The sequence below is a fragment of the Arthrobacter sp. L77 genome (assembly GCF_000816565.1).
Classification (GTDB): domain Bacteria; phylum Actinomycetota; class Actinomycetes; order Actinomycetales; family Micrococcaceae; genus Arthrobacter_D; species Arthrobacter_D antioxidans.
In genome coordinates this window covers 74,699-95,795 of the sequence record NZ_JWSU01000006.1, presented here as the reverse complement: position 1 = coordinate 95,795, position 21,097 = coordinate 74,699, and the positions used below count along the sequence as shown (strand labels likewise).

23 protein-coding genes are annotated in these 21,097 nt (G+C 68.0%); 11 read left to right on the top strand and 12 right to left on the bottom strand.

From position 1 onward, the window contains the following. Positions 1-6: 6 nt before the first annotated feature. The 5 genes from RY94_RS10660 to nrdH form a co-directional block, all read right to left on the bottom strand. Positions 7-1,191, bottom strand: coding sequence for an MFS transporter (locus RY94_RS10660; protein ID WP_052274253.1), 1,185 nt, complete (start codon positions 1,189-1,191; stop codon positions 7-9). 354 nt (positions 1,192-1,545) lie between these two features. Then, positions 1,546-2,520: a class 1b ribonucleoside-diphosphate reductase subunit beta gene (nrdF, locus tag RY94_RS10655; protein ID WP_043445006.1), complete on the bottom strand. Its 975-nt coding sequence runs from the start codon at positions 2,518-2,520 to the stop codon at positions 1,546-1,548. Between the two features lie 84 nt (positions 2,521-2,604). Further along, positions 2,605-4,764 carry a class 1b ribonucleoside-diphosphate reductase subunit alpha gene (nrdE, locus tag RY94_RS10650; protein WP_043445004.1) on the bottom strand — a complete coding sequence of 720 codons (2,160 nt, stop codon included), beginning with the start codon at positions 4,762-4,764 and terminating at the stop codon, positions 2,605-2,607. Then, complete coding sequence (gene nrdI, locus RY94_RS10645; protein WP_043445002.1) at positions 4,761-5,231, bottom strand: class Ib ribonucleoside-diphosphate reductase assembly flavoprotein NrdI; 471 nt, start codon at positions 5,229-5,231, stop codon at positions 4,761-4,763. The genes nrdE and nrdI overlap by 4 nt, the downstream gene beginning before the upstream one ends. A gap of 37 nt (positions 5,232-5,268) precedes the next feature. Beyond that, on the bottom strand, positions 5,269-5,511 hold the full coding sequence (gene nrdH, locus RY94_RS10640) for a glutaredoxin-like protein NrdH (RefSeq protein WP_043445000.1): 243 nt from the start codon (positions 5,509-5,511) through the stop codon (positions 5,269-5,271). Positions 5,512-5,984: 473 nt separating this feature from the next. Between nrdH and RY94_RS10635 the strand changes: the two genes are divergently transcribed. The 6 genes from RY94_RS10635 to RY94_RS10610 all read left to right on the top strand — a co-directional run bounded on the left by RY94_RS10635 (position 5,985) and on the right by RY94_RS10610 (position 9,891). Continuing rightward, the gene (locus tag RY94_RS10635) at positions 5,985-6,200 is read left to right on the top strand and encodes a hypothetical protein (protein ID WP_043444998.1); all 216 of its coding nucleotides are present in this window, start codon (positions 5,985-5,987) and stop codon (positions 6,198-6,200) included. A gap of 268 nt (positions 6,201-6,468) precedes the next feature. Further along, complete coding sequence (locus tag RY94_RS10630; RefSeq protein WP_043444996.1) at positions 6,469-7,407, top strand: LysR family transcriptional regulator; 939 nt, start codon at positions 6,469-6,471, stop codon at positions 7,405-7,407. A gap of 188 nt (positions 7,408-7,595) precedes the next feature. Then, a complete protein-coding gene (locus RY94_RS10625) occupies positions 7,596-7,967 on the top strand; it encodes a hypothetical protein (protein WP_043444994.1) in 372 nt (123 codons plus the stop codon). Between the two features lie 108 nt (positions 7,968-8,075). Next, positions 8,076-8,654: a winged helix-turn-helix domain-containing protein gene (locus RY94_RS10620; RefSeq protein WP_043444992.1), complete on the top strand. Its 579-nt coding sequence runs from the start codon at positions 8,076-8,078 to the stop codon at positions 8,652-8,654. Next, complete coding sequence (locus tag RY94_RS10615; RefSeq protein WP_052274252.1) at positions 8,651-9,487, top strand: SRPBCC family protein; 837 nt, start codon at positions 8,651-8,653, stop codon at positions 9,485-9,487. The genes RY94_RS10620 and RY94_RS10615 overlap by 4 nt, the downstream gene beginning before the upstream one ends. Then, a complete protein-coding gene (locus tag RY94_RS10610) occupies positions 9,484-9,891 on the top strand; it encodes a toxin-antitoxin system YwqK family antitoxin (protein WP_043444990.1) in 408 nt (135 codons plus the stop codon). Before RY94_RS10615 ends, RY94_RS10610 begins: the two co-directional genes overlap by 4 nt. A gap of 34 nt (positions 9,892-9,925) precedes the next feature. Here the strand turns inward: RY94_RS10610 and metE are convergent, their stop codons facing one another. The 3 genes from metE to RY94_RS10595 all read right to left on the bottom strand — a co-directional run bounded on the left by metE (position 9,926) and on the right by RY94_RS10595 (position 14,580). Continuing rightward, positions 9,926-12,256 (bottom strand): 5-methyltetrahydropteroyltriglutamate--homocysteine S-methyltransferase, encoded by a 2,331-nt coding sequence (metE, locus tag RY94_RS10605; protein WP_043444988.1) that lies wholly within the window; start codon positions 12,254-12,256, stop codon positions 9,926-9,928. Between the two features lie 27 nt (positions 12,257-12,283). Next, complete coding sequence (locus RY94_RS10600) at positions 12,284-13,186, bottom strand: methylenetetrahydrofolate reductase (RefSeq protein WP_043444986.1); 903 nt, start codon at positions 13,184-13,186, stop codon at positions 12,284-12,286. A 242-nt stretch (positions 13,187-13,428) separates the two neighbouring features. Then, entirely contained in the window at positions 13,429-14,580 is a 1,152-nt protein-coding gene (locus RY94_RS10595) for an App1 family protein (RefSeq protein ID WP_043444984.1), read from the bottom strand. Between the two features lie 157 nt (positions 14,581-14,737). Here RY94_RS10595 and RY94_RS10590 point away from each other — a divergent pair, with 157 nt between their 5' ends. The 3 genes from RY94_RS10590 to RY94_RS16875 all read left to right on the top strand — a co-directional run bounded on the left by RY94_RS10590 (position 14,738) and on the right by RY94_RS16875 (position 16,595). Beyond that, complete coding sequence (locus RY94_RS10590) at positions 14,738-15,091, top strand: hypothetical protein (protein ID WP_043444982.1); 354 nt, start codon at positions 14,738-14,740, stop codon at positions 15,089-15,091. 138 nt (positions 15,092-15,229) lie between these two features. Further along, positions 15,230-15,619 carry a hypothetical protein gene (locus RY94_RS10585; RefSeq protein WP_156135138.1) on the top strand — a complete coding sequence of 130 codons (390 nt, stop codon included), beginning with the start codon at positions 15,230-15,232 and terminating at the stop codon, positions 15,617-15,619. Between the two features lie 34 nt (positions 15,620-15,653). Then, on the top strand, positions 15,654-16,595 hold the full coding sequence (locus RY94_RS16875; RefSeq protein ID WP_052274251.1) for an HNH endonuclease: 942 nt from the start codon (positions 15,654-15,656) through the stop codon (positions 16,593-16,595). Between the two features lie 56 nt (positions 16,596-16,651). Here RY94_RS16875 and RY94_RS10575 read toward each other — a convergent pair whose 3' ends face one another. After that, complete coding sequence (locus RY94_RS10575; protein ID WP_043444977.1) at positions 16,652-17,035, bottom strand: hypothetical protein; 384 nt, start codon at positions 17,033-17,035, stop codon at positions 16,652-16,654. A gap of 488 nt (positions 17,036-17,523) precedes the next feature. Continuing rightward, positions 17,524-18,354: an alpha/beta fold hydrolase gene (locus RY94_RS16870; protein ID WP_052274250.1), complete on the bottom strand. Its 831-nt coding sequence runs from the start codon at positions 18,352-18,354 to the stop codon at positions 17,524-17,526. Positions 18,355-18,636: 282 nt separating this feature from the next. Between RY94_RS16870 and RY94_RS18415 the strand changes: the two genes are divergently transcribed. Together RY94_RS18415 and RY94_RS18410 are read left to right on the top strand one after the other, a co-directional pair. Beyond that, the gene (locus tag RY94_RS18415) at positions 18,637-19,239 is read left to right on the top strand and encodes a hypothetical protein (RefSeq protein ID WP_231554498.1); all 603 of its coding nucleotides are present in this window, start codon (positions 18,637-18,639) and stop codon (positions 19,237-19,239) included. Then, complete coding sequence (locus tag RY94_RS18410) at positions 19,202-19,645, top strand: class I SAM-dependent methyltransferase (RefSeq protein ID WP_231554497.1); 444 nt, start codon at positions 19,202-19,204, stop codon at positions 19,643-19,645. The genes RY94_RS18415 and RY94_RS18410 overlap by 38 nt, the downstream gene beginning before the upstream one ends. A gap of 155 nt (positions 19,646-19,800) precedes the next feature. Here the strand turns inward: RY94_RS18410 and RY94_RS10560 are convergent, their stop codons facing one another. Both RY94_RS10560 and RY94_RS10555 read right to left on the bottom strand, forming a co-directional pair. Beyond that, positions 19,801-20,388 (bottom strand): hypothetical protein, encoded by a 588-nt coding sequence (locus RY94_RS10560; RefSeq protein WP_043444975.1) that lies wholly within the window; start codon positions 20,386-20,388, stop codon positions 19,801-19,803. Then, entirely contained in the window at positions 20,385-20,963 is a 579-nt protein-coding gene (locus tag RY94_RS10555) for a hypothetical protein (protein WP_156135137.1), read from the bottom strand. Before RY94_RS10555 ends, RY94_RS10560 begins: the two co-directional genes overlap by 4 nt. Positions 20,964-21,097: the final 134 nt, after the last annotated feature.

The window sequence follows — 21,097 nt, the reverse complement described above, 5'->3', positions numbered from 1 at the left end:
GCTCGACTACCGGCGGTCCTCCTGACCGTCCACGACGGCAAGGGGCGGATGGCCGGGGGTACGGGTGCGGGAAGCGGTGACGACGCCGATCGTCGCAAGCACGGCCATGACCAGGACCATGGCGGGATAGCCTGCGAACACGAAGGCCAGGGCCGAGCCCGCGGCGGGAGCCAAGGCTCCCACCACGGTCACCGGCGCCGCGAACACGCCCTGCAGGGTACCGAAATTCCGGATCCCCCACCGGTCCGATACGGCTGTGGCCATCAGGAGCGTATTACACCCTCGCACCATCCCGGCGGCCACTGCCACGACAACCAACAGTTCCGGCGGGCCCGGCACCAGGGCGAGGGCCCAGATACATGCGGCCCCGGCGGCGGCGAGCACCACGGTCCGTGTCACGGCGGACGTGCGCGAGGGTAGGGCCGAGTAGGCGACCCGGCCGATCACCTGCCCCACCCCGATCAAGCCGAAGGACACCGCAGCACTCTGGTAACTCATGCCGCGTTCGAGGAACAGGGCGATCAGGTTGAAGGTCACTGCGAAGAGAGCGAGCGTCGAGAGGGCCATCGTGACCTGCAGCAGACGAAACGGCCCGCTCCGCGTGACTGCCCGGGCGTCCTGCAGCGCCTCGGCATGGAGGGGCGCGCCGGCGGCCGCTGTCCAGTGTGCGTTGAGGAAGAACCAGTGCAGCGGGATCGTCACCAGCGCCAGGATCCCTGCGAGGACGAGGTATGCGGACCGCCACCCGAGGGCATCGATCAGCGCCGCGGTGACGGGCGCGAACACCGTGGACGCGAACCCCGCTACCAGGGTCAGGATCGTCAGGGCCCGCACTCGGTGCGGCCCGTACCAGCGGGTGAGCACCACGAACGCCGGTTGGTAGAGCACCGCAGCCTGCGCGAATCCTGCGATCAGCCAGGCGCCGGCGAAGACCGCGAAGTTCGGTGCGGTACCCACCAGGAGCAACGCCACGACGCCGATGACACTGCCGATACTCATCAGAAGCCTCGGCCCGGTCCGGTCGAGCGTGCGTCCCACCCGCACCCCGAGGAACGCCGAGATGACCAGTCCGGCCGAGAACGCCGCTGTCATCGCCGGCACGGACCACCCGGTGTCTCGGCTGATCGGGACAAGGGCCACCGGCAGCGAGTAATAGAGCAGGCCCCAGCTCGTGGTCTGGGCGACACACATGGCGGCCAAGCCCCCACGGGGCCGATCCAGCTCAACACCCATTACCCGACAACCCCGGAGTCACGCACGCAACGTCGCGGCACGCCCGCCCCAGTCCGCCCTGAGCCCGAAGAACAGCTCATCCGCCTGTGGTCGGGTGGAGCCGGAAGGAATGAGCTCATAGCCGTGTCAGTCATGCGTTGCCCCCTCCGCCGGGTCGTTACGCGGGGTGCCCCACCCGGTACTCCACGAATTCAAGCACCAGCTGCCACGCTCGAAGACCACATCGACTTCGTGCCCGCGGTAGCCCGCACCGGCTTCCGCCATGATGACCGCCTGCAGACGCTCCTCGTCGGCGGAGGGCTCAGCCGCCTCCTAGAAGTCCCAGTCCTCGTCCTCGGTGTTGACTGCCTTGCCGATCACGTACGAGGAGCCCGAGCCGGAGAAGAAGTCGTGGTTCTCGTCGGCGTTCGGGGACAGCGCGGAGAGGATCGCCGGGTTCACGTCGGTCACGGAGGACGGGAACATCGCCTCGTAGCCCAGGTTCATCAGCGCCTTGTTGGCGTTGTAGTGCAGGAACTTCTTGACGTCCTCGGCCAGGCCCACGGCGTCGTAGAGATCGTGGGTGTACTGGACCTCGTTCTCGTACAGCTCGAAGAGCAGCTCGAACGTGTAGTCCTTGAGCTCCTGGCGGCGCTCCGGCGTCGCACTTTCGAGCCCACGCTGGAACTTGTAGCCGATGTAGTACCCGTGCACGGCCTCGTCGCGGATGATGAGGCGGATGAGGTCTGCCGTGTTCGTGAGCTTGGCGCGCGAGGACCAGTACATGGGCAGGTAGAAGCCGGAGTAGAACAGGAAGGACTCGAGCAGCGTCGAGGCGACCTTGCGCTTCAGGGGATCATCACCGCGGTAGTAGTCCGTGACGATGTGCGCCTTGCGCTGCAGGTTCACGTTCTCCGTGGACCAGCGGAATGCCTCGTCGATCTCCTTGGTGGAGGCCAGCGTGGAGAAGATCGAGGAGTAGCTCTTGGCGTGCACCGACTCCATGAACGCGATGTTCGTGAGGACGGCTTCCTCATGCTGGGTGATGGCGTCGGGGATGAGGCTGACCGCGCCGACCGTCGCCTGGACGGTGTCGAGCAGCGTGAGACCGGTGAAGACGCGCATGGTGAGCTGCTGCTCCTCCGGCGTCAGGGTGGCCCACGACTGCACGTCGTTGGACAGCGGCACCTTCTCGGGCAGCCAGAAGTTGTTCACCAGGCGGTTCCAGACATCCACGTCCTTGTCGTCCTGGATACGGTTCCAGTTGATGGCCTGGACCTGGTCTACGAGCTTCAGCTTCTCGCTCATGGTGTGTTCCTTGTCTGCGTGGGTACTGCCTGGTGTGCCGGAAGCCAGGCCGGGCATACCGCCCGGCCTGGCCAATTTAGTTGCCTAGAGCATGCATGAGACGCAGCCCTCCACCTCAGTTCCTTCCAGCGCGAGCTGGCGGAGACGGATGTAGTAGACGGTCTTGATGCCCTTGCGCCAGGCGTAGATCTGCGACTTGTTGATCTCACGCGTGGTGGCGGTGTCCTTGAAGAACAGCGTCAGGGACAGGCCCTGGTCCACGTGCTGCGTGGCAGCGGCGTAGGTGTCGATGATCTTCTCGTAGCCGATCTCGTACGCGTCCTGGTAGTACTCCAGGTTGTCGTTGGTGAGGTACGGCGCCGGGTAGTACACGCGGCCCAGCTTGCCTTCCTTGCGGATCTCGATTTTCGACGCCACCGGGTGGATGGAGGACGTCGAGTTGTTGATGTAGGAGATCGAGCCGGTCGGCGGGACGGCCTGCAGGTTCTGGTTGTAGATGCCGTGCTCCATGACCGAGGCCTTCAGGGCACGCCAGTCCTCCTGCGTGGGGATCCGCACGTCGGCGAACAGCTCACGCACGCGCGGCGTCGCCGGCTCCCACACCTGGTCGGTGTACTTGTCGAAGAACTCGCCGCTGGCGTACTGGGACTTCTCGAAGCCGGCGAACGTGCGTCCGGTCTCGATGGCCATCAGGTTCGACGCCCGGAGGCAGTGGTACACCACGGAGTAGAAGTAGACGTTCGTGAAGTCCAGGCCCTCGTCGGAGCCGTAGTGGACGCGCTCACGGGCCAGGTAGCCGTGCAGGTTCATCTGGCCGAGGCCGATGGCGTGCGAGGCGTCGTTGCCCTTGGCGATCGAGGGCACCGAGCCGATGTGGCTCATGTCCGAGACGGCCGAGAGGGTGCGGATCGCGGTCTCGATGGTCCGCCCGAAGTCGGGCGAGTCCATGGTCTTCGCGATGTTCAGCGAACCGAGGTTGCAGGAGATGTCCTTGCCCACCTGGTCGTAGGACAGGTCCTCGTTGTACGTGGTGGGCTCGGAGACCTGGAGGATCTCGGAGCACAGGTTGGACATGATGATCTTGCCGTCGATCGGGTTGGCCCGGTTCACGGTGTCCTCGAACATGATGTACGGGTAGCCGGACTCGAACTGGATCTCCGCGAGGGTCTGGAAGAACTCGCGGGCCTTGATCTTGGTCTTCTTGATCCGGGCGTCGTCCACCATCTCGTAGTACTTCTCGGTGACCGAGATGTCGGAGAACGGCATGCCGTAGACCTTCTCGACGTCGTACGGCGAGAACAGGTACATGTCCTCGTCGCGCTTGGCGAGCTCGAAGGTGATGTCGGGGACGACGACGCCGAGGGACAGCGTCTTGATGCGGATCTTCTCGTCGGCGTTCTCGCGCTTGGTGTCGAGGAAGCGGTTGATGTCCGGGTGGTGCGCGTGCAGGTACACCGCGCCGGCGCCCTGGCGGGCACCGAGCTGGTTGGCGTAGGAGAAGCTGTCCTCGAGGAGCTTCATCACGGGGATGACGCCGGAGGACTGGTTCTCGATCTGCTTGATCGGCGCGCCGACCTCGCGGATGTTGGTGAGGGCGAACGCGACGCCGCCGCCGCGCTTGGAGAGCTGCAGGGCCGAGTTGATGGACCGGCCGATCGACTCCATGTTGTCCTCGATGCGGAGCAGGAAGCAGGAGACGAGCTCGCCGCGCTGGCGCTTGCCGGCGTTGAGGAACGTGGGGGTGGCGGGCTGGAAGCGGCCGTCGATGATCTCGTCGACCATCTGCTCGGCGAGGGCCTCGTTGCCGCGGGCCAGGTGCAGGGCGACCATGCACACGCGGTCCTCGTAGCGCTCGAGGTAGCGCTTGCCGTCGAACGTCTTCAGCGTGTACGAGGTGTAGTACTTGAAGGCGCCGAGGAAGGTCTCGAAGCGGAACTTCTTGGCGTACGCGCGCTTGAAGAGGTCACGGATGAAGTTCATCGTGTACTGGTGGAGCGTCTCGCGCTCGTAGTACTCGTTCTTCACGAGGTAGTCGAGCTTCTCCTCGAGGTCGTGGAAGAACACCGTGTTGTTGTTCACGTGCTGCAGAAAGTACTGGTGCGCAGCCTCGCGATCGGCGTCGAACTGGATCTCGCCGTTCGGCCCGTACAGATTGAGCATGGCGTTCAGCTCGTGATAGCCCATGTCCTTGAAACGGTCCACTGCGGCTGCGGGAGCACCCGTCTCTGTCTCTGCAACACTCATGTCCAAAACTCTTCCAATCCTTTGGTTACCCGGTCCACGTCCTCGGACGTGCCCATGACTTCAAATCTGTAGAGAACGGGGACGTTGCACTTGGCGGCGACGATGTCGGCCGCACGGCAGTAGGTCTCACCGAAGTTGGTGTTACCCGCCCCGATCACCCCCCTCAGGAGGCTGCGGTTCTGCTGGTTGTTCAGGAACTTCACGACCTGGCGGGGCACCGCCCCGTTGCCGGTGGTCCCGCCGTAGGTGGGAAGAACCAGGACGTACGGCCGGGCTGCCCGCAGCGTGGGCTCCTTGGTGAGCAGCGGCATGCGGGCGGCCCGGACCCCCAGCTTCGTCACGAAGCGGTGGGTGTTGTCCGAGACGGACGAGAAGTAGATCAGCGGGGCGTCCGTGAGCGGTCCCTCGGCGTCCCCGGCAGCAGCCGGTTCAGCGGGGGCGGCTCGGTTGTCCACGATGGTGGCCATGTCCGGATGCCTCGCCGGCGATCCCCGAAGGGATCGGTCAGGCTACCGAGCTGACGGCGTCGGCGAGCGTGCTGATCTTGTCGGGGCGGAAGCCGGACCAGTGGTCGTTGTCCGTGATGACCACGGGGGCCTGCATGTACCCCATGGAGCGCACGCGCTCGAGGGCGGCCGGGTCCTGCGAGATGTCGACGCTCTGGTAGGCGATGCCCTTCTTGTCCAGAGCGCGGTAGGTGGCGTTGCACTGTACGCAAGCCGGCTTCGTGTACACCGTGACGGTCATGTCCTGGTCCCCTTTTCCTCTACTACTCATACGAGATTTATCGATGAAACAGCTGCTGCGTCATGAGCGGCGCGCGACCCCGGAAGGGGAAGAGATCCGGGGATTCCCGCGTCTGGCAAACCCATGCCGTCCAGCGGCTGTTTCTGTCCTTCGATACTACATCTAGTGCAGGCCCGTGGTGCCAACCCCTAGATGATGTATTACAAGTATGTCATTCGGAGGGGTCGTCGTCCACATGATGTCCACAGATCAGCGCTCGGCGGAACCCCGGAAATCAGCCGATCCGCAGCCTCGCGGGGGCGTCGTCCACAGCTCTGTGGAGTACTTCCGCACAGGCAGAAATTCTTCGTGTCGCGTTCATCACGGCGTGTCGTGTCCGGTGTGGCGACCGTCGGCCGGGGCACAGCGAAGGGCGTGCGGCACGCCGCCGGGACATCCCCTGTGTGCAGCGCCCCGCGTGATGGGGTGGGGGCATGGACGACTACGTCAGCTCAGGCTTCTTCATGCTCACCCTGGCCCTCATCAACGCGGGCCTGGCGGAGCAGAAGAACAGATCGAGGTGGATCTGGTTCCTCGTCTCCTTCCTCCTCGGGCCGCTCGCGACGGCGCTGATCGTCGTCTGGCCGGCGCCGCAGCCCGCGGCCCCGTCGATGACCCACCGGGGCGGCTGGAAGGACGCGCCCTCCTGACCTCCGGCGCCCGGGTGAGTGCACACGTATGGCGGGTGCCGTCGTCGTGCACCCACCCCATGTGCCCAACGAACGGTGATCACTCCAGGCCACGACTCCCCTCCCCCTTGAGCACCCGGTGAGTGCACACGTGTGGCGGGTGCCGTCGTCGTGCACCCACCCCATGTGCCCAACGAACGGTGGAGCCGCCAGGCCAAGGCTCCCCAGTAAGCTCGACGGGACCCGTGCCGGCCGATCCGGCATGGACCACGGGGATGGAGAGTGCTATATGGTCAACCCGATCCACCTGCGGACGCTGCTCGAGGTGATCCGCCACGGGTCCTTCAGCGGCGCAGCCACCAGCCTCGGCTACACGGCGTCGGCGGTATCGCAGCAGATGTCCGCGCTGGAACGCGATACGGGCGCGGTCCTGTTCACGCGCTCGGCGCGCAGCGCCGTCCCCACGGACGCCGCCGTCGCCATGTCCCGGCACGCGGCGAAGGTCCTCACGGACATCGATGCGCTGCTCGCCTCCACCGCCCGCGCCGGGTCGGGCCCCGCCCACGAGCTCCGGCTCGGCCTGTTCCCCAGCCTCGCCACGTTCGCCCTGCCGCGGCTGCTCCGCATGCCCGAGTGGAAGCGCCTCGGGGTCTCGCTGCGCGTGTTCGTCGGCGAGCCCGCCCACACCATCCAGGGGCTGCGCACGGGAGGGGACCTCGACCTCGCGCTCGTCTACCAGGTGGGTCAGGCCGGGCTCGCGTGGCCGTCCACCCTCAGCCGCCAGTGGATCGGCGACGACGACTTCCGCGTCATCCTGCCTGCGAGCTGGGGCATCCGCAGCGGTGCCCGGGTCAGCGCCGACCAGCTGGCCGACATGCCCTGGATCATGCACCACCCCGGCACGGCGGACGCCACCGTGATCGAGCGGCTCTTCGCGAGCTGCAACCTCCACCCCCGTATCAGCGCCTACTGCGACGACTTCAACGCGAGCCTCGAACTCACCGCCGCCGGTCTGGGGGCCGCCCTCGTGCCCGAGCTCGCGATGGTCAACCGGCCCGAGGGCATCGTGGCGCTCGACGTGCCCGAGATCAGGCTCGCCCGCAGCATCTTCGCGCTGCGCACCGGCGACGCCGACGACGCCCGGGTGCGTCTCTTCCTCGACCACCTGGCCGAGATCCTCCGCAGCCAGAGCATCGCACCCCGGCACACGGCGGCGGACCGCGCCTAGGGTGCGCGTCCCTCGGTGCGGATGACAGCAACTCGACAAGGCCTCTGGTGGCCCGGAGCGGGACGTTCTACTCTGGGCCGAGCCGAGTCCGGCCCCGGGGTCCCGGCGCGGGCGGGAGGGTTCGGCTGACCTGCGCCCTCCGATCCGGGGGCGGTCATTATCGGGGCAGGAGCGGAGGCCGTGGGCTGATGGATGATCCGATCGAGAGTCTGACGAAGTCGGTGCCGTCGTGGGGTACGAGGATAGCGTTCGGCGAGGGCAGCACCGTGGGCGGACGGGACGTCGTCCCGGCCGCTCTGGTCATCTTCGGCTTCGGCGGTGGCAGTGGCTCGAGCACGTCGCCGCAGGGCGGAGCAGCCCCGGAGGGCGAGGGCTCGGGCGGCGGTGGCGGCGGCTGCGTGCTGCCCCTCGGCGCGTATGTGGCCGGTCCCGGCGGGCCGACGTTTCAGCCGAACCCGGTTGCCCTGATCGTCGCGAGTGTGCCCCTGGTGACGGCTGCCGGGTGGGCGCTGGCACGAATCATCGCTGCCGCGAGACGGGGTCGTACGCCCGCTGCGTAGCGGCCTGCATCCCCGGAAGCACGCACCCGTGCCGGGTCGCCGCTCGGCGGACTTTGCGGGGCGGACAGGCCCTTGACAACTATTATTGTCAAGGGCCATTGTGGTGGCATGCACGACGTCGAAGTCATCGAGGACACCGGGGCGGCCGCTGCCGTCCTGGATCCGGTCCGCGCCAGGCTGCTGGGCGAGCTGGCCGTTCCGGCCTCCGCCGCCGAGCTCTCCACCCGTGTCGGTCTCACGCGCCAGAAGATCAACTACCATCTCAAGGCGCTCGAGGCGCATGGCCTGGTGGAGCTGGTCGAGGAGCGCCGGCACGGGGGGATCACCGAGCGGGTCCTGCGCGCATCGGCAGTGTCCTACGTCGTATCGCCGGCAGCCGTCAGCGCATCGGCGGCCGATCCGGACGCCAACGACGACCACCTGTCGGCGGGCTACCTCGTCGCGCTGGCCGGCCGTCTGGTGCGCGAGGTCGGTGCGCTGGCGCGTCGGGCGGATGCACACGGCAAGAGCCTGCCGACCCTGACCATCGACACACAGATCGGCTTCCGGTCGGCCGCCGACCGGGCTGCCTTCGCCGACGATCTGACCGCTGCGGTGCTCGAACTGGCCGCACGCTACCACCACGACGACGGGCGCCCGCACCGGCTCGTCGTCGCCGCACACCCACGTCCTGAGGAGAACCGATGAACACGATCCCGAACGTCCCGTACCGCCTGGAATTCAGCGTCGAGGTCCCGGGGACCCCGGAGCAGGTCTGGCAGGCCATAGCCACCGCCAAGGGGATGAGCGCCTGGTTCCTGCCGACCGAGATGGAGGAGCGCGAGGGCGGCTCACTGCACTTCAGCATGGGCCCCGAGATGGGGTCGGACGGCCACGTCACCGGCTGGGATCCACCGCGCCGCATCGCCTACGAGGAGGACTGGGCTGCCCTCATGGGCAAGGACCCGGATGCGCTCAGCCCGCTGACGTCGGAGTTCCTCGTCGAAGCCCGATCCGGCGGTACCTGCGTTGTGCGCGTCACCAGCAGCGGCTTCGGGACCGGCGCCGACTGGGAGTCGGAGTTCTGGGAGGACATGGGCGCCAACTGGATGCCGTTCTTCGACAACCTGCGCCTCTACCTGGCGCACTTCCCCGGCCAGGAGGCTGCGCAACTCGAGGCCACCGCCTCCCACCCCGGCGACGCGCAGGGGCTCTGGTCGACCCTGCACGAGGCGCTCGGGCTGGGCGAGGAGGGTGCGGCAGTGGAGATCCGCGGTGCCACCGGCAGGGTGGAGCGTGTCGGCGAGCGCCAGGCGCTGGTCCGGCTCACCGCGCCGGTGCCGGGGATGCTCACTGTCTTCGCCTACGGCGAGAGCGCCGGGACGGCGACGGCGGGCGTACGGGCCTACCTGTTCTCCGCCGACGCCGCTGACTATGTCCGGCGCGAGGAACCGGCATGGGAGAACTGGCTGGAGGGGCTGGTGGGCACGACCCTCAATCACACCGCCGGCCACCCCGTCCAGCCGGCGAGCACCACATGAGCAACGACGAGGCGCTGAACGAGGAGGATGCCTCGGGGCGCCGCACCGGCCGCTGGGAGGAGCGTGATCCTCACGGTGGCATGGTCGCCGGCACCTACGTCGCGGGCGAGCGAGCCGGCGAGTGGACGCACTACTTCGCGGACGGGCGGGTGCGGTCGGTGAGCCACTACATCGAGGGACGCCTCACCGGACCGGTGACCTGGTATCGCGCGTCCGGCGGGCTGCTCCAGAAAGGCGGCTTCGTCGACGGGGAGAAACACGGGTTCTGGCAGCGGTGGAGCGCTGCGGGGGCGATCATCGACGAGGGCGAGTTCGACCATGGCAGCAAGACCGGCCCGTGGACCTACTTCACCCCGGACGGAGCGGTGAAGCGCACCACGGTGCACCGGGGCCGCGCGGCGTGAGGGGCATCGGCGTACCGGCCGTTGCGGTGACGGCCTAGCCGAGTCCGGCCGGAGCCTCCACGGCGGCCCGCACCGCGCGGGCGGCCCCGACGAGGTTCCTCAGCGACTCCTCCGTCTCCCGGTAGCCGCGCGTCTTGAGCCCGCAGTCCGGATTCACCCAGAGCTGCCCGGCCGGCACGTGGCGGACGGCGCGTTCCAGGAGTGCCCGGATCTCCTCGACGGACGGCACGCGCGGCGAGTGGATGTCGTACACCCCGGGCCCCACACCCCGCCCGAACCCGTGCTCCCCGAGATCGTGCACCACTTCCATCCGCGAGCGCGCGGCCTCGAGGGAGGTGACGTCGGCGTCGAGCCCGTCGATGGCCGCGAGGACGCTGCCGAACTCCGAATAGCACAGGTGGGTGTGGATCTGCGTGGCCGGCGCCGCGGACGCCGTCGCCAGGGTGAAGGCCCGGACCGACCACGCGAGGTACGCGGCCTGGTCGGCCCGCCGGAGGGGCAGCAGTTCCCGCAGTGCGGGCTCGTCCACCTGGATGATGCGGGTCCCCGCCCGCTCGAGGTCCTCCACCTCGTCCCGGAGGGCGAGCGCCACCTGGTTGGCCGTGGCGGCGAGCGGCTGATCGGTGCGGACGAAGGACCACGCGAGGATGGTCACCGGCCCGGTCAGCATGCCCTTGACCGGCCGGTCGGTGAGGGACTGCGCGAAGGACGTCCACGGCACCGTGATGGGAGCGGGCCGGCTGACGTCCCCCCAGAGGAGCGACGGGCGCGTGCACCGTGAGCCGTAGGACTGCACCCACCCGTGCCGGGTCACGTCGAAGCCGTCCAGGTGCTCGGCGAAGTACTGCACCATGTCGTTGCGCTCGGCCTCCCCGTGCACCAGCACGTCGAAGCCCAGGTCCTCCTGCAGCCGGACCACGCGCCGGATCTCGTCCTGCAGCGCGGCCTCGTACTGTTCCGCGGTCAGCGCGCCCCGTGCCGCCCGGGCCCGCGCGGAGCGGATCTCCGCGGTCTGCGGGAAGGAGCCGGTCGTCGTCGTCGGCAGGACCGGCAGCTCCAGCGCCGCCTGCTGCGCCGCGCGCCGTTCTCCGTAGTCGCCCCGGACGAAGTCCGACGGCGTGAGGGCCGCGGTCCGTGCGCGGACGGCCGGGACCTCGACGCCGGGCGACGCCCGGCGCCCGGCGAGGATCCGCGCGGCGGCAGCGATCTCCCCGTCGACGGCGCCCGGGTGCGCGACGTGCCGCGCGAGGACGGCCACCTCCTGGACCTTCTGGTCGGCGAAGGACAGCCAGGAGCGCAGCAGCGGGTCGAGCGCCTGTTCGATGCCTGCGTCGTGCGGGACGTGCTGGAGGGAGGTGGAGGTCGCCACGGACAGGGCGACGCCCTCGGCCCTCAGGGTGTCGAGCACGCCGCTCGCCGCGGCGAGGTCGGCCTTCCAGACGTTGTGGCCGTCGACGATGCCCGCCACGAGCGTCCTGCCGCGCAGCACGCCGATCTCCGCAGCCGTGGGGACGGCACCCTTGACCAGGTCGAGGTGCACGGCGTCGACGCCGGTGGCGGCCAGGCCTGCGAGCCGGGTCCCGAGGGCGCCGTAGGGCGTGGCGACGAACAGGGAGGGCCGGTCCGCACCCTCCGCGAGGTGCCCGTACGCCTCCCGGACCGCCGCCTCGATCCGCTCCTCGGGCACCTCCGTGTCCGCGACGAGGCCGGGCTCGTCGAACTGCACCCAGCGCACGCCGCGGTCCGCGAGCCGGCGCAGGAGCTCCCGGTACAGGGGCAGCACGTCGTGGAGCCTGTCCAGCGGCACGAAGGACGGGTCGGCGCCGTCGTCGGCCTTGCTCAGGAGCAGGAACGTCACCGGGCCGATCAGCGTGGGCCGCACCCGGTAGCCGGCCTCGGCCGCCTCGTCGACCTCCCGCAGCACGGAGTCCGGGGACAGCGCGAAGGGTGTCGAAGCGCCGATCTCCGGCACCAGGTAGTGGTAGTTGGTGTCGAACCACTTCGTCATCTCGAGCGGCGGCCGCGTGGCGTCGCCCCGCGCGAGGGTGAAGTAGGCGTCGAGGTCCAGGACGCCGTCGTCGTCCGGCAGGTCCGCGAACCGCTCCGGCACGGCGCCGAGCACGACGGCGGTGTCCAGCACCTGGTCGTAGAGGGAGAACGACGCCGGGATGGAGCTGTCGTGCGGGTCGAGCCCGAGCTCCGCCAGGCGCGCGTAGCTGGACTCGCGGATGCGCCGCGCCTCATCCTCCAGGGCTGACCGGTCCGACTGCCCGGACCAGTAGGCCTCCAGGGCCTTCTTCAACTCGCGGTGCGGCCCGATGCGCGGGTAGCCGATGATCGTGCTGTGCGGGAACGGTATGGACACGTCGGTCTCCTGGTGGCGGCAGTCGGGTCAGAGGGAAGCGGCCAGGCCGGCCTGGGGCGGCCGCTCCAGCTCGAGCGCGTCGAGCACGTCGAGGGCGGCCGCGTGCTCGTTGAAGGTGTAGAGGTGCAGGCCGGGGGCGCCGTCGTCCAGCGCCGCCCGGGCGAGTTCGACGGTGGCCGCGACGCCCACGCGACGGCGCTCGCCGTCGGTGCGGGCACCCTCGAGGCGGGACCACAGGGCGTCGTCGACGTCGACGCCCGCGAGGCTGCTCAGCTTCTCCAGCCGGCGGGTGCTGGTCAGCGGCATGACGCCGGGGATGATCGGGATCGTCACCCCGGCACGCCGCGCACGGGTGACGAGCCGTGAGTAGTCGGAGGGCCGGAAGAACACCTGGGTGATCGCGAAGTCGGCGCCGGCGGCCTCCTTCGCCAGGAGCACCTCGATGTCCTGTTCCGCGTTCGGCGAATCGGGGTGGCGGGTCGCGTACGCCGCGACGCCCACCGAGATGCGGCCGGCCGCGAGCTGCGCGGTGCGCCCGGCTTCGACGTCACGGATGAGCCGGACGAGCCCGTCCGCGTGCTCCACCTCGTCCGGATCGGGTGCGTGGCCCTCCGGCGTGTCCCCCCGCAGCGCGAGGATGCCGCGCACTCCGCCGCCGATCATCCGGTCGACGATCTCCGTGAGCTCCGCCCGGCTGGTACCGACGCAGGTGAGGTGGGCCAGCGGCTTCAGCGCGGTCTCCGTGAGCAGGCGCCGCAGGAGGGTGAACGCGGCATCCCTGTTGTGGCCCGCCGCGCCGTAGGTCACGGAGACGAAGTCGGGTCGCGTGTCCTCGAGCCGCCGGATGGTGGTCCAGAGGGAGTCCTCCGCCGCGGCGTTCCGCGGCGGGTAGAGCTCGTAGGAGAGAGCGGGATGGGCGGGTGGCGGCATGGGGTCCTCTTCGTACGTGCCGCCCTGCCGCCTGCGAGGGCGGACGGGCAGGAGAATGTGCAGGATGATGACGGCGACGGATCACCGCGATGCTGCGTACGAATGTCAGGCCCACATGGGGGCACCCACACTTCCTGGCGGAAGTCGCTGACCCGCTACGTGCAGTAGCTAGGGGCCCACGCTACGACAGTTCGTGGGCCCCATCAAGACTTCCGGCGTTCATGACGAACCGCGGCGGTCGGTCAGTCCGACTCCCCCGCGATCTCCCCCTCCTCGGGCACGTCCGCCGTGCGCACCGAGTCCCCGATGATCCCCATCTCCTCGAGCCGGGTGGACATCCCGGCGCCGTCGGGGGCGTAGATCCACGGGATGCCCGGCGTCGGCTGGATGCCGGTCTTCGAACGGCCGCCTGCGAGCACCGCCTCGCTCACGGACAGCTGGCGGATCGCGATCGCCCGCACGTTCTCCGGGTGACGGCGGGCGAACTCCGCGTAGATCGCCTCGTCGTGCTGTCCGTCGTCACCCACCAGCAGCCACTTCATGCCGGGGAACTCCTCGGCCAGCCGCTCCAGGGAGAGCCGCTTGTGCTCCTGGCCGCTGCGGAACCACCGGTCGCGCGTCGGACCCCAGTCGGTCAGCAGTTTGGGTCCCGCCGGGTAGAGGTTCCGGGACAGGAAGCGCGACAGCGTCGGCGCCACGTTCCAGGCCCCGGTGGAGAGGTACAGCACGGGGGCCGACGGGAGGGTGCGCACGATCCGCTCGTAGAGCACGGCCATGCCGGGGGTGGGCGTCCGCGCGTGCTCGTCCAGCACGAAGGTGTTCCAGGCGGCGAGGAACGGTCGGGGCAGCGCCGTCACCATGACGGTGTCGTCGATGTCGGACACGACGCCGAACTCCGTGCCGTCCGCGACGATCCGCACGGGCGCCTCCACCGTCCGGGACCCGCCCGCCTGGAGGGTGATGTTGTGCCATCCCGCGGCGAGGTCCACCGGGATCCGGGCGTCCACCACGCCGCCGCGGTCCGCCTCGACGTCGTGCACCGAGTCACCGATGGTGACGTGCACGACGGCGTGGGCCACCGGCGCGCTCGTGAAGTTGCGCCAGCCGCGCATGCCTTCCTGCAACGGCTTCAGGCGGCCTTCCTCCGCCCCCGGGACGGCGTCCCGCGGGTCGCTGAGGACCACGCGGGCCAGGACGCGCACCCACGACGTCGAACCGTAGCCCGTGTAGGGGATGACGGTCTCCACCCGTCCGCGGCGGATGGCCAGCCGGGTCTGGAAGCGGAGCCAGGCGTCGTCGAGGCGCATTGCGACATGACGCTCCTCACCGGCGGGGGTCGTGGCACGGCTCGGGTTGGCGGAGCGCGCGTGCGGTTTCAGGGAATGTGGGCGCATGGTCCCAGTCTGGCATGGCCCGCCGCGGCGGACGAGCGGATTAAACACAGGTCACGGGCGGCTAACAACTTCGCGTTCCGGACCAGCCGGTCTTGTCGGTGGGGGCGCCTGCTGGGACGCTTTAACTTCGATACAGCCAACGATCAGCGGGGACGTCATGGCAGTGGATTGGGAACAGACGAGCGTGCGGTTCAAGGAAGACCCTGTACTGCGGAGCTGGGCCGTCGAAGCCGAACGCGACCCCGAGACAACGGCCATCGACCTCGCCCATGCCATCCTCTTCGGCCGGGCCCAGGCAGCCCTCGAGGCCGTTGCAGCGGGCGGACTGTGGCTCACGGCGGACCACGCACGCGCACTGCATTTCGCCAACGAGATGGCGGAACTGCGGCACTACGGACCGCTGATCGCCGTCGACGGTGGACTCCCCGTCCTCGCACCGGGCGTGCGCGAGGTGATCGGCACCTTCGACGGCCTGCTGCTCTGGCACGATCAGCCGCCCTGGCAGCTGTGACTACCCGCTCCCACTGACGCGAGGGACGAGAAGTTCGTCGATCGTTCACCCATCCGCACCCCGGGCGGCATCGAACACTCTCCGGTCCGTGCTCCTGCGCGACCGGCTGTGACGTGTGTGATTCGAGGGGTCTCTCAAGTGGATACGAATGTGGTGCAGCGGTGTCACGCCCGCGGGCCGGCGGACCGCCGGACGGGCCGATTCTCCCTCGCCGCCCTGCCTCCGCTGATCCGCCTGCGCTGGGGACCGCGCATCGCCATCGACCGTGACGACATCGCGCGCGTCGGATCGGCTCTCGCCGCGGCCGGCTCGACGACGCTGCCGCTGCTGGTGGAGGTGACGAAGCTCAAGGAGATCTCGTGGGAGGCGAGGGCCGCGATCCTCGCCCACGACCTCCCCGCCAGGGTGGCCGTGCTCGGGGAGGACGCCGTCGACCTCGTGCTCACCGCGTTCCTGGTGAGGGCCCGCGCCGAGGTGCGGTTCTTCACCGAGCGGGACGAAGCCGAGACATGGCTGCTGCGGGGCTGAACCTCAACGGTCGGTGATCTGTCACACTCGTGCCATGGCGGCAGTGATCATTCCCTGGAACCCGGCCGAACCGCAGTGGGACGGACCGTACGGAGCCGACGTCGACGCCGTGCGCCGGGACGGCCTCGTCCGGCAGCGCTGGACCCTCCCCGCGCACCTTTCCTCGTCGCACGCCGCAGCCTCACACGGTCACGCGTCGCACGCTGCGGGATCGCGCTTCGCCGGCCGGCGCTTTGCCGCCTCGCGCGGCATGGACGTGTGGCTGGTGATCCTCGCGGGTCCCCCGGCCGCGCAGGGCCTGATCGGCCACGGCAGCCTCGCCGTCGTCGGCAGCCCCACGCCGGAGGATGAGCCGACGACGTCGGTGGAGATCGACTTCGACGCCCTCCTCGCCTACGGCGATCAGCTGGCCTTGCCGCGGCTCGTGGACCGGGTGCCCGGCGTGCTGGCCGCCGACGGCCGGCCGGTCGTGATCGAGGGGACGGACGAGGACGCGATGCGTGCGGTGTGGAGGGAGGCCTTCACCCCCGACGCCGGATCCCTCGAGCCCGCCCCGGGGTCCCTGCCTCCGGCCGCCGGCAAGCGGGTACAGGCCAACCGGTTCGAACGCGACCCGGAAGTGCGGAGGACGGTCGTCGCCCACCGGGGTGCCGCCTGCCATGCGTGCGGCCTCGACTTCGAGCAGAGGTACGGCCTCGACGGCGGCGACCTGATCCAGATGCACCACATCACCCCGCCGGAGTACGTCGACGCCGACTACGCCGTCGATCCGCTCGTCGACCTCGTTCCGCTGTGTCCCAGCTGCCACGTGGTCGCCCACAGCCGATGGCCCCGCCCCTACGGGGTCGGAGAGCTCCGGGGGATGCTCGCCCGGAGCGGCTTCCTCCGCGGATCGGCACTGACCGAGGAACAGCTGGCCGCGGAGGCGGGTGCTGCGCGCATCCTCGACGCGTCGTCGGGCCCGGATGCCCCTTAGGTCCCTCGGGCTGCCAAGGCGCGGTGTCGCGCCGGTGACACGAGGTTTCGCTCCTCCTAGGATGCGACGACGTCGATGCCGGCGTAGCGCTTCGTCGCCTCGAAGTCCGGCCCGCCCCTCCCGTGATCCTCGACGAAGGTCAGAACGCCGTACGCCCGGGGCGGAAGATCCGCAGCGATCGTCATGGTGAAGCTGTAGTTCCCTCCGGCGTCGGCGATTGCCGACTGCTCGTCCATCACCCAGCCGTCCGTCCTGTCGATCCCGAGGCCGATGAAGATCTGCTGCCCGGGCTGGTATCCGCTGCCATGGAGCGTGACGGAGGCGCCCTGCGGGACAGTCACCCTCACGGCATTCCACTCGGGATGCGGCGTGACGGCGATGCTCTCAGCCACCTCGGGCTCGGGGACGCTGGTGGGCGTCGGTGCCGGAACGGCGGGCACTACTGGTTCCGCGGGCGGAGCCGGTTCGACGGACGGGGTTGCCGACGGGGTTGCCGACGGGGTCGCCGACGGTTCCGGCGCTGCACTGGGTGACGACGTGGTGATGACAGGCGTTGGAGCGGCAGCAGGCTCATCGGCCGGGGCGCCGGCGCAACCCGCGAGGAGTGCGGCGACAGAAGCGAGGGCAAAGAGGGACGGCAGCTTGGACATGGTCGGAGTTTCCTGAGGAAGAAGTGGCATGAATGGCGAGGAATGACCCGGCAAGAACCCTGCACTGCTTCTTCCCCCCTGCGGACATTACCTTCGAATGCGCCTTCCGAGTGCAGCCTGGAGGCGAAGTGCCTGAACGGTTATGCGCACCGCCGCTGCCATACCTGCACCGACAATGAACGCCCTGAGACATTGCTGGGATACGGGCGCTGAGCAGGAATCACCGAGAATTCTGGGTTCATTCGATCCGCCCGATACGCTCCGGCCCTGCTAAGGCGCTAATGCCGCTCCATGGGGTGTTTGCCGAGAAAACCCGTAAGTGCTCTCGCCAGCTGCGGAGCGTGCGTGAGTGCCAGGGAATGATCCGCTCCGCTCAACATTGCTTCCTCGGCCTGCGGGAGCCAACGGAGCAAGAGTTCTCCTACTTCGGCGAACCACGGTCCACTCTCGGTTCCGCCCACATAGAGGACAGGCTGGGTGATCCTTGCCGCATCCTCCGCCCCGAAGCGCCACGCGAGGAGCGACGGTATATCGGTGGCGAAGAACGTGTCGGCGTCACGTTCAACCTGCGCGGTTCCGCCAGGGAGCATTGCTTCGAGTTCTGTTCGCCACCCGGACCCCATAAGACGTGTCATGAAGTAGTCCATCGCCGCCGCTGATCCGTGTTGCCGGTAGTAAGCCGTGAGTTGAGCGTTTGCGCTGCGAAACTCGTCAGCCGTCGGGGTGTGTACCGGTGGTGGTTCGGCCAGGCACAGTGTGTGGACCCGATTCGGAGCGGATGCTGCCAGGTGCAGGGCCACGGCCCCGCTGTAGGACCCCCCGAATATGTGTGCCTTCTCAACGCCGAGCGCGTCCAGTAGCTGCTCGCAGTCCCTCGCGTCCCGCTCCACCGAACCGCGTCCGTCGACAGGACTGCTGCCCCCGTAGCCACGGCGGTGATAGACAATGACCTGATAAGCGTCAGCGAATTCACGCTGGACCGCGAGGGGCAGGAATTCGTCAGCGGTGACGGCTGTCTGAATCAGTACGACGGGCTCACCCCTCCCACGCACCTGAGCCTCCACCACCGCGTCCGCAAGCGGGACCTGGATCCACTCCGACTGGGACATGCTCACCTTTCCCCGCCGTCTACGTGCCGGTGCACTGGACTGGCACGGGAGCCCGGGCCACGAACGGGACACCGGACGGCCCGAACGGCACTGAGTGCAGCGCACACGGGTAGGTCCGAGTAGCACATGCCCGCAGACCACGGTCTCATGAACCGCTGCGAGTTCTCACCTATGCCTCACCTTGGAGACAGCCCTGACGTCCGCAAGGCGCGGGGGCTTCAAGAGCCTCTTGCCAACCGCGGACAGCAGGTTCATCCTTGGCTGCACGCGTCCAGTGTTGAAATGCTTGTGGGAGGAAAGATGGACGAGGACCCTGACGCTGAAGCCATCGCTGAGCGCGTTCTTGCCGCGGCACTGGGCATGATGGACGTACTCTCCATACATCTCGGGGACCGCCTCGGCTGGTACAGGAGCCTTGCGGCCGAAGGGCCGGCGACGCCGTCCGAGCTCGCGGCACGCACAGGAACGTCGGAGCGCTACGCCCGTGAATGGCTCCACCAGCAGGCAACCACCGGTCTTCTCGCTGCGGACGACGACGGCGAAGCTCCCCGCTTTCGCCTGCCACCAGCTGCCGCTGAGGTACTCACGAACGCGAAGAGCCTGAACTACCTCGCACCCCTCGCCCGGATGCTTGCAGGTGCTGCGGTGCAGCTACCAGCGCTACAGGACGCTTACAGGGCCGGCGCGGGCGTCAGCTGGGAGGACTTCGGCGATGAGGTCCGGGAATCACAGGCCGACATGAACCGCCCGTGGTTCGAACAGGAACTCGGGACTGCTTTGAACCAGATTCCCGAGCTGATTGCGCGGCTGCAGGAGCCCGGTGTTGAGATAGCGGACATCGGCAGCGGTGGATCTTGCGCGCACCAATGCGGCGGACGCAGGTAGCGCCGTTGAATTTCAGCACCTGGACGCCTCCGGATTGCCGGCTGATCGATTCGACGCAGTATTCGCCTTCGAATGCCTGCACGACATGCCCTATCCCCAGGACGTGCTCTCTGGTGTACGACGGTCACTGAAACAGGGTGGAACAGCGGTTGTCGTGGATGAAGCCGTCGCCGAGGTTTTCGATCCTCCCGGTACCGAGGTCGAGCGACTCATGTACGGATTCAGCCTGATGATCTGCCTGCCCGATGGGATGTCGCACCCGAACAGCGCCGGAACTGGCACGGTCATGCGCCCTGAGACGTTGCGTCGCTATGCCTCGGCCGCCGGCTTCGACGAGTTCAAGATTCTTCCCATCCAGGACTTCGGCTTTTTCCGCTTCTACGAGTTGGCAAACTCCACTCGCTAGGCCGGCCTCCCACAGTCGGCGCCCGTATACTGCCAGACCGGTCGCGCCCTCCCGGTCGGACCACCACTGGAACAGCTCACCGCTCGGGACGCTCCAGCCGAGGTCGTCGCCGGGTGCGGCGATGGCGCGGGATGAGGGGACGATGGAGGGACGTTCTACCGGCTGCCACTTGTCGCTGCACGGAACAAACGATCAAAACTCTCGGTACCGTGCGGCGGCGCCTCGACGCCAATCGCCACCTGCCAGCACTTGTTCACCGTACTGCCGTCTTTCTTGCGGGTCCTCCCGCCCGCATTCTCCTCCACCTCGGGTTCCTGTTCCTTCCGGACCAGGAGATAGGCTCCCGGCACCCCGTTCACATCGAACTCGTGCCTCGCTCCCGAGACGATCAGCTGCTCAAGTTCTTCGGGCGTCATGTTCTGTGCTGGATTTCCGGAGAGTTCCGTCAACACCACATTGATTCGATCACTACAGGTGGAGAGACGTGCCTTGACCTTCATGGAAGTCGATCTCCAGAACTTGATGGTCCACGCAAGGCCGAGGGTGCAGGAGAATACGATGACATAGGTCGGGCTCCTCAATTCCGGCATGAAAAGAAGTGCGGCCAACGGAACCAGCGCCCACAGGAGGGCATAAGCCACAAAGGTCCCGACGAAGTAGAAGAAGGAGAAGGAGAAGGAAGCATAGTCCTTCCAGTCCTTGTCGTCGAACTTCGCTATGATGATTTCTTTGTCCTCAGTCATTGCGCCCGGTGACCCTTGACTTCCACCAGTGCTTCGGCGAGGAACACTGCCTCTCGGGCGGACTCGAGCTCGGCGTCGATTCCCCCGGTGACGGCCGTTCCCCTAGCACGTCCATCCTGAGACATCGTCCGGCTCAGTGCACTTCTGTCCTGGGTGAGCATCCGAGAAAGATCCAGTTTCGCCTTGCTCTGTTCCAGATCCATGAGGGACGCGTCAAGATCCTTGTGCCTGTCCTCGATCATCCGGCGCTTGCCCTCGAGGCGCCGTGTTCGCTCTTCGAAGGTCCGCTCGAGGGTGGTTGCATCCTGCAGAAGGTCGGCAAGCAGTTCGTAGCCGGTTGTGTTGCCACGATACTCATCGATAGCCGCCTCGACGTCGCGTCGTCGATCGACCCAGCCTTGATGCCCGACCTGGTTCTCCCGGTACAGTTCAGCGACCAGAGGTGCGGCCAGATCGACCAATGCGTGCTTCTCCCGAAGGGTGACGATTGCGGTTTCGAGGCGATCCATGAACACCGCATAATTGTCGGTGGTTCCTTCAGCACGGTGCGCACTCCGCATCGGGTCGATCTCCATCCTCGGTGGTAGGACTCGCGGGCAATCTGCCACGGCAAGAACCAGCGTATTCCTCGGGACCGGATTGCTCCCCTTTCACGGCTCGCATCCACGTGTGTCCTTTTCAGTGCGACAGGCCGGACAAGATCCTGCAC

Coding starts and splice junctions, on each gene's coding strand:
- nrdE (WP_043445004.1), bottom strand. CDS start 4,764: ATGAGTGTTGCAGAGACAGAGACGGGTGCTCCCGCAGCCGCAGTGGAC.
- nrdI (WP_043445002.1), bottom strand. CDS start 5,231: ATGGCCACCATCGTGGACAACCGAGCCGCCCCCGCTGAACCGGCTGCT.
- RY94_RS10620 (WP_043444992.1), top strand. CDS start 8,076: ATGCACGACGTCGAAGTCATCGAGGACACCGGGGCGGCCGCTGCCGTC.
- RY94_RS10595 (WP_043444984.1), bottom strand. CDS start 14,580: ATGCGCCCACATTCCCTGAAACCGCACGCGCGCTCCGCCAACCCGAGC.
- RY94_RS10560 (WP_043444975.1), bottom strand. CDS start 20,388: ATGACTGAGGACAAAGAAATCATCATAGCGAAGTTCGACGACAAGGAC.
- RY94_RS10590 (WP_043444982.1), top strand. CDS start 14,738: ATGGCAGTGGATTGGGAACAGACGAGCGTGCGGTTCAAGGAAGACCCT.
- RY94_RS10615 (WP_052274252.1), top strand. CDS start 8,651: ATGAACACGATCCCGAACGTCCCGTACCGCCTGGAATTCAGCGTCGAG.
- RY94_RS10610 (WP_043444990.1), top strand. CDS start 9,484: ATGAGCAACGACGAGGCGCTGAACGAGGAGGATGCCTCGGGGCGCCGC.
- RY94_RS16875 (WP_052274251.1), top strand. CDS start 15,654: ATGGCGGCAGTGATCATTCCCTGGAACCCGGCCGAACCGCAGTGGGAC.
- RY94_RS10660 (WP_052274253.1), bottom strand. CDS start 1,191: ATGTGTGTCGCCCAGACCACGAGCTGGGGCCTGCTCTATTACTCGCTG.
- RY94_RS10630 (WP_043444996.1), top strand. CDS start 6,469: ATGGTCAACCCGATCCACCTGCGGACGCTGCTCGAGGTGATCCGCCAC.
- RY94_RS18415 (WP_231554498.1), top strand. CDS start 18,637: ATGCTTGTGGGAGGAAAGATGGACGAGGACCCTGACGCTGAAGCCATC.
- RY94_RS10600 (WP_043444986.1), bottom strand. CDS start 13,186: ATGCCGCCACCCGCCCATCCCGCTCTCTCCTACGAGCTCTACCCGCCG.
- RY94_RS10625 (WP_043444994.1), top strand. CDS start 7,596: ATGGATGATCCGATCGAGAGTCTGACGAAGTCGGTGCCGTCGTGGGGT.
- RY94_RS10555 (WP_156135137.1), bottom strand. CDS start 20,963: ATGGAGATCGACCCGATGCGGAGTGCGCACCGTGCTGAAGGAACCACC.
- nrdH (WP_043445000.1), bottom strand. CDS start 5,511: ATGACCGTCACGGTGTACACGAAGCCGGCTTGCGTACAGTGCAACGCC.
- RY94_RS16870 (WP_052274250.1), bottom strand. CDS start 18,354: ATGTCCCAGTCGGAGTGGATCCAGGTCCCGCTTGCGGACGCGGTGGTG.
- nrdF (WP_043445006.1), bottom strand. CDS start 2,520: ATGAGCGAGAAGCTGAAGCTCGTAGACCAGGTCCAGGCCATCAACTGG.
- RY94_RS10635 (WP_043444998.1), top strand. CDS start 5,985: ATGGACGACTACGTCAGCTCAGGCTTCTTCATGCTCACCCTGGCCCTC.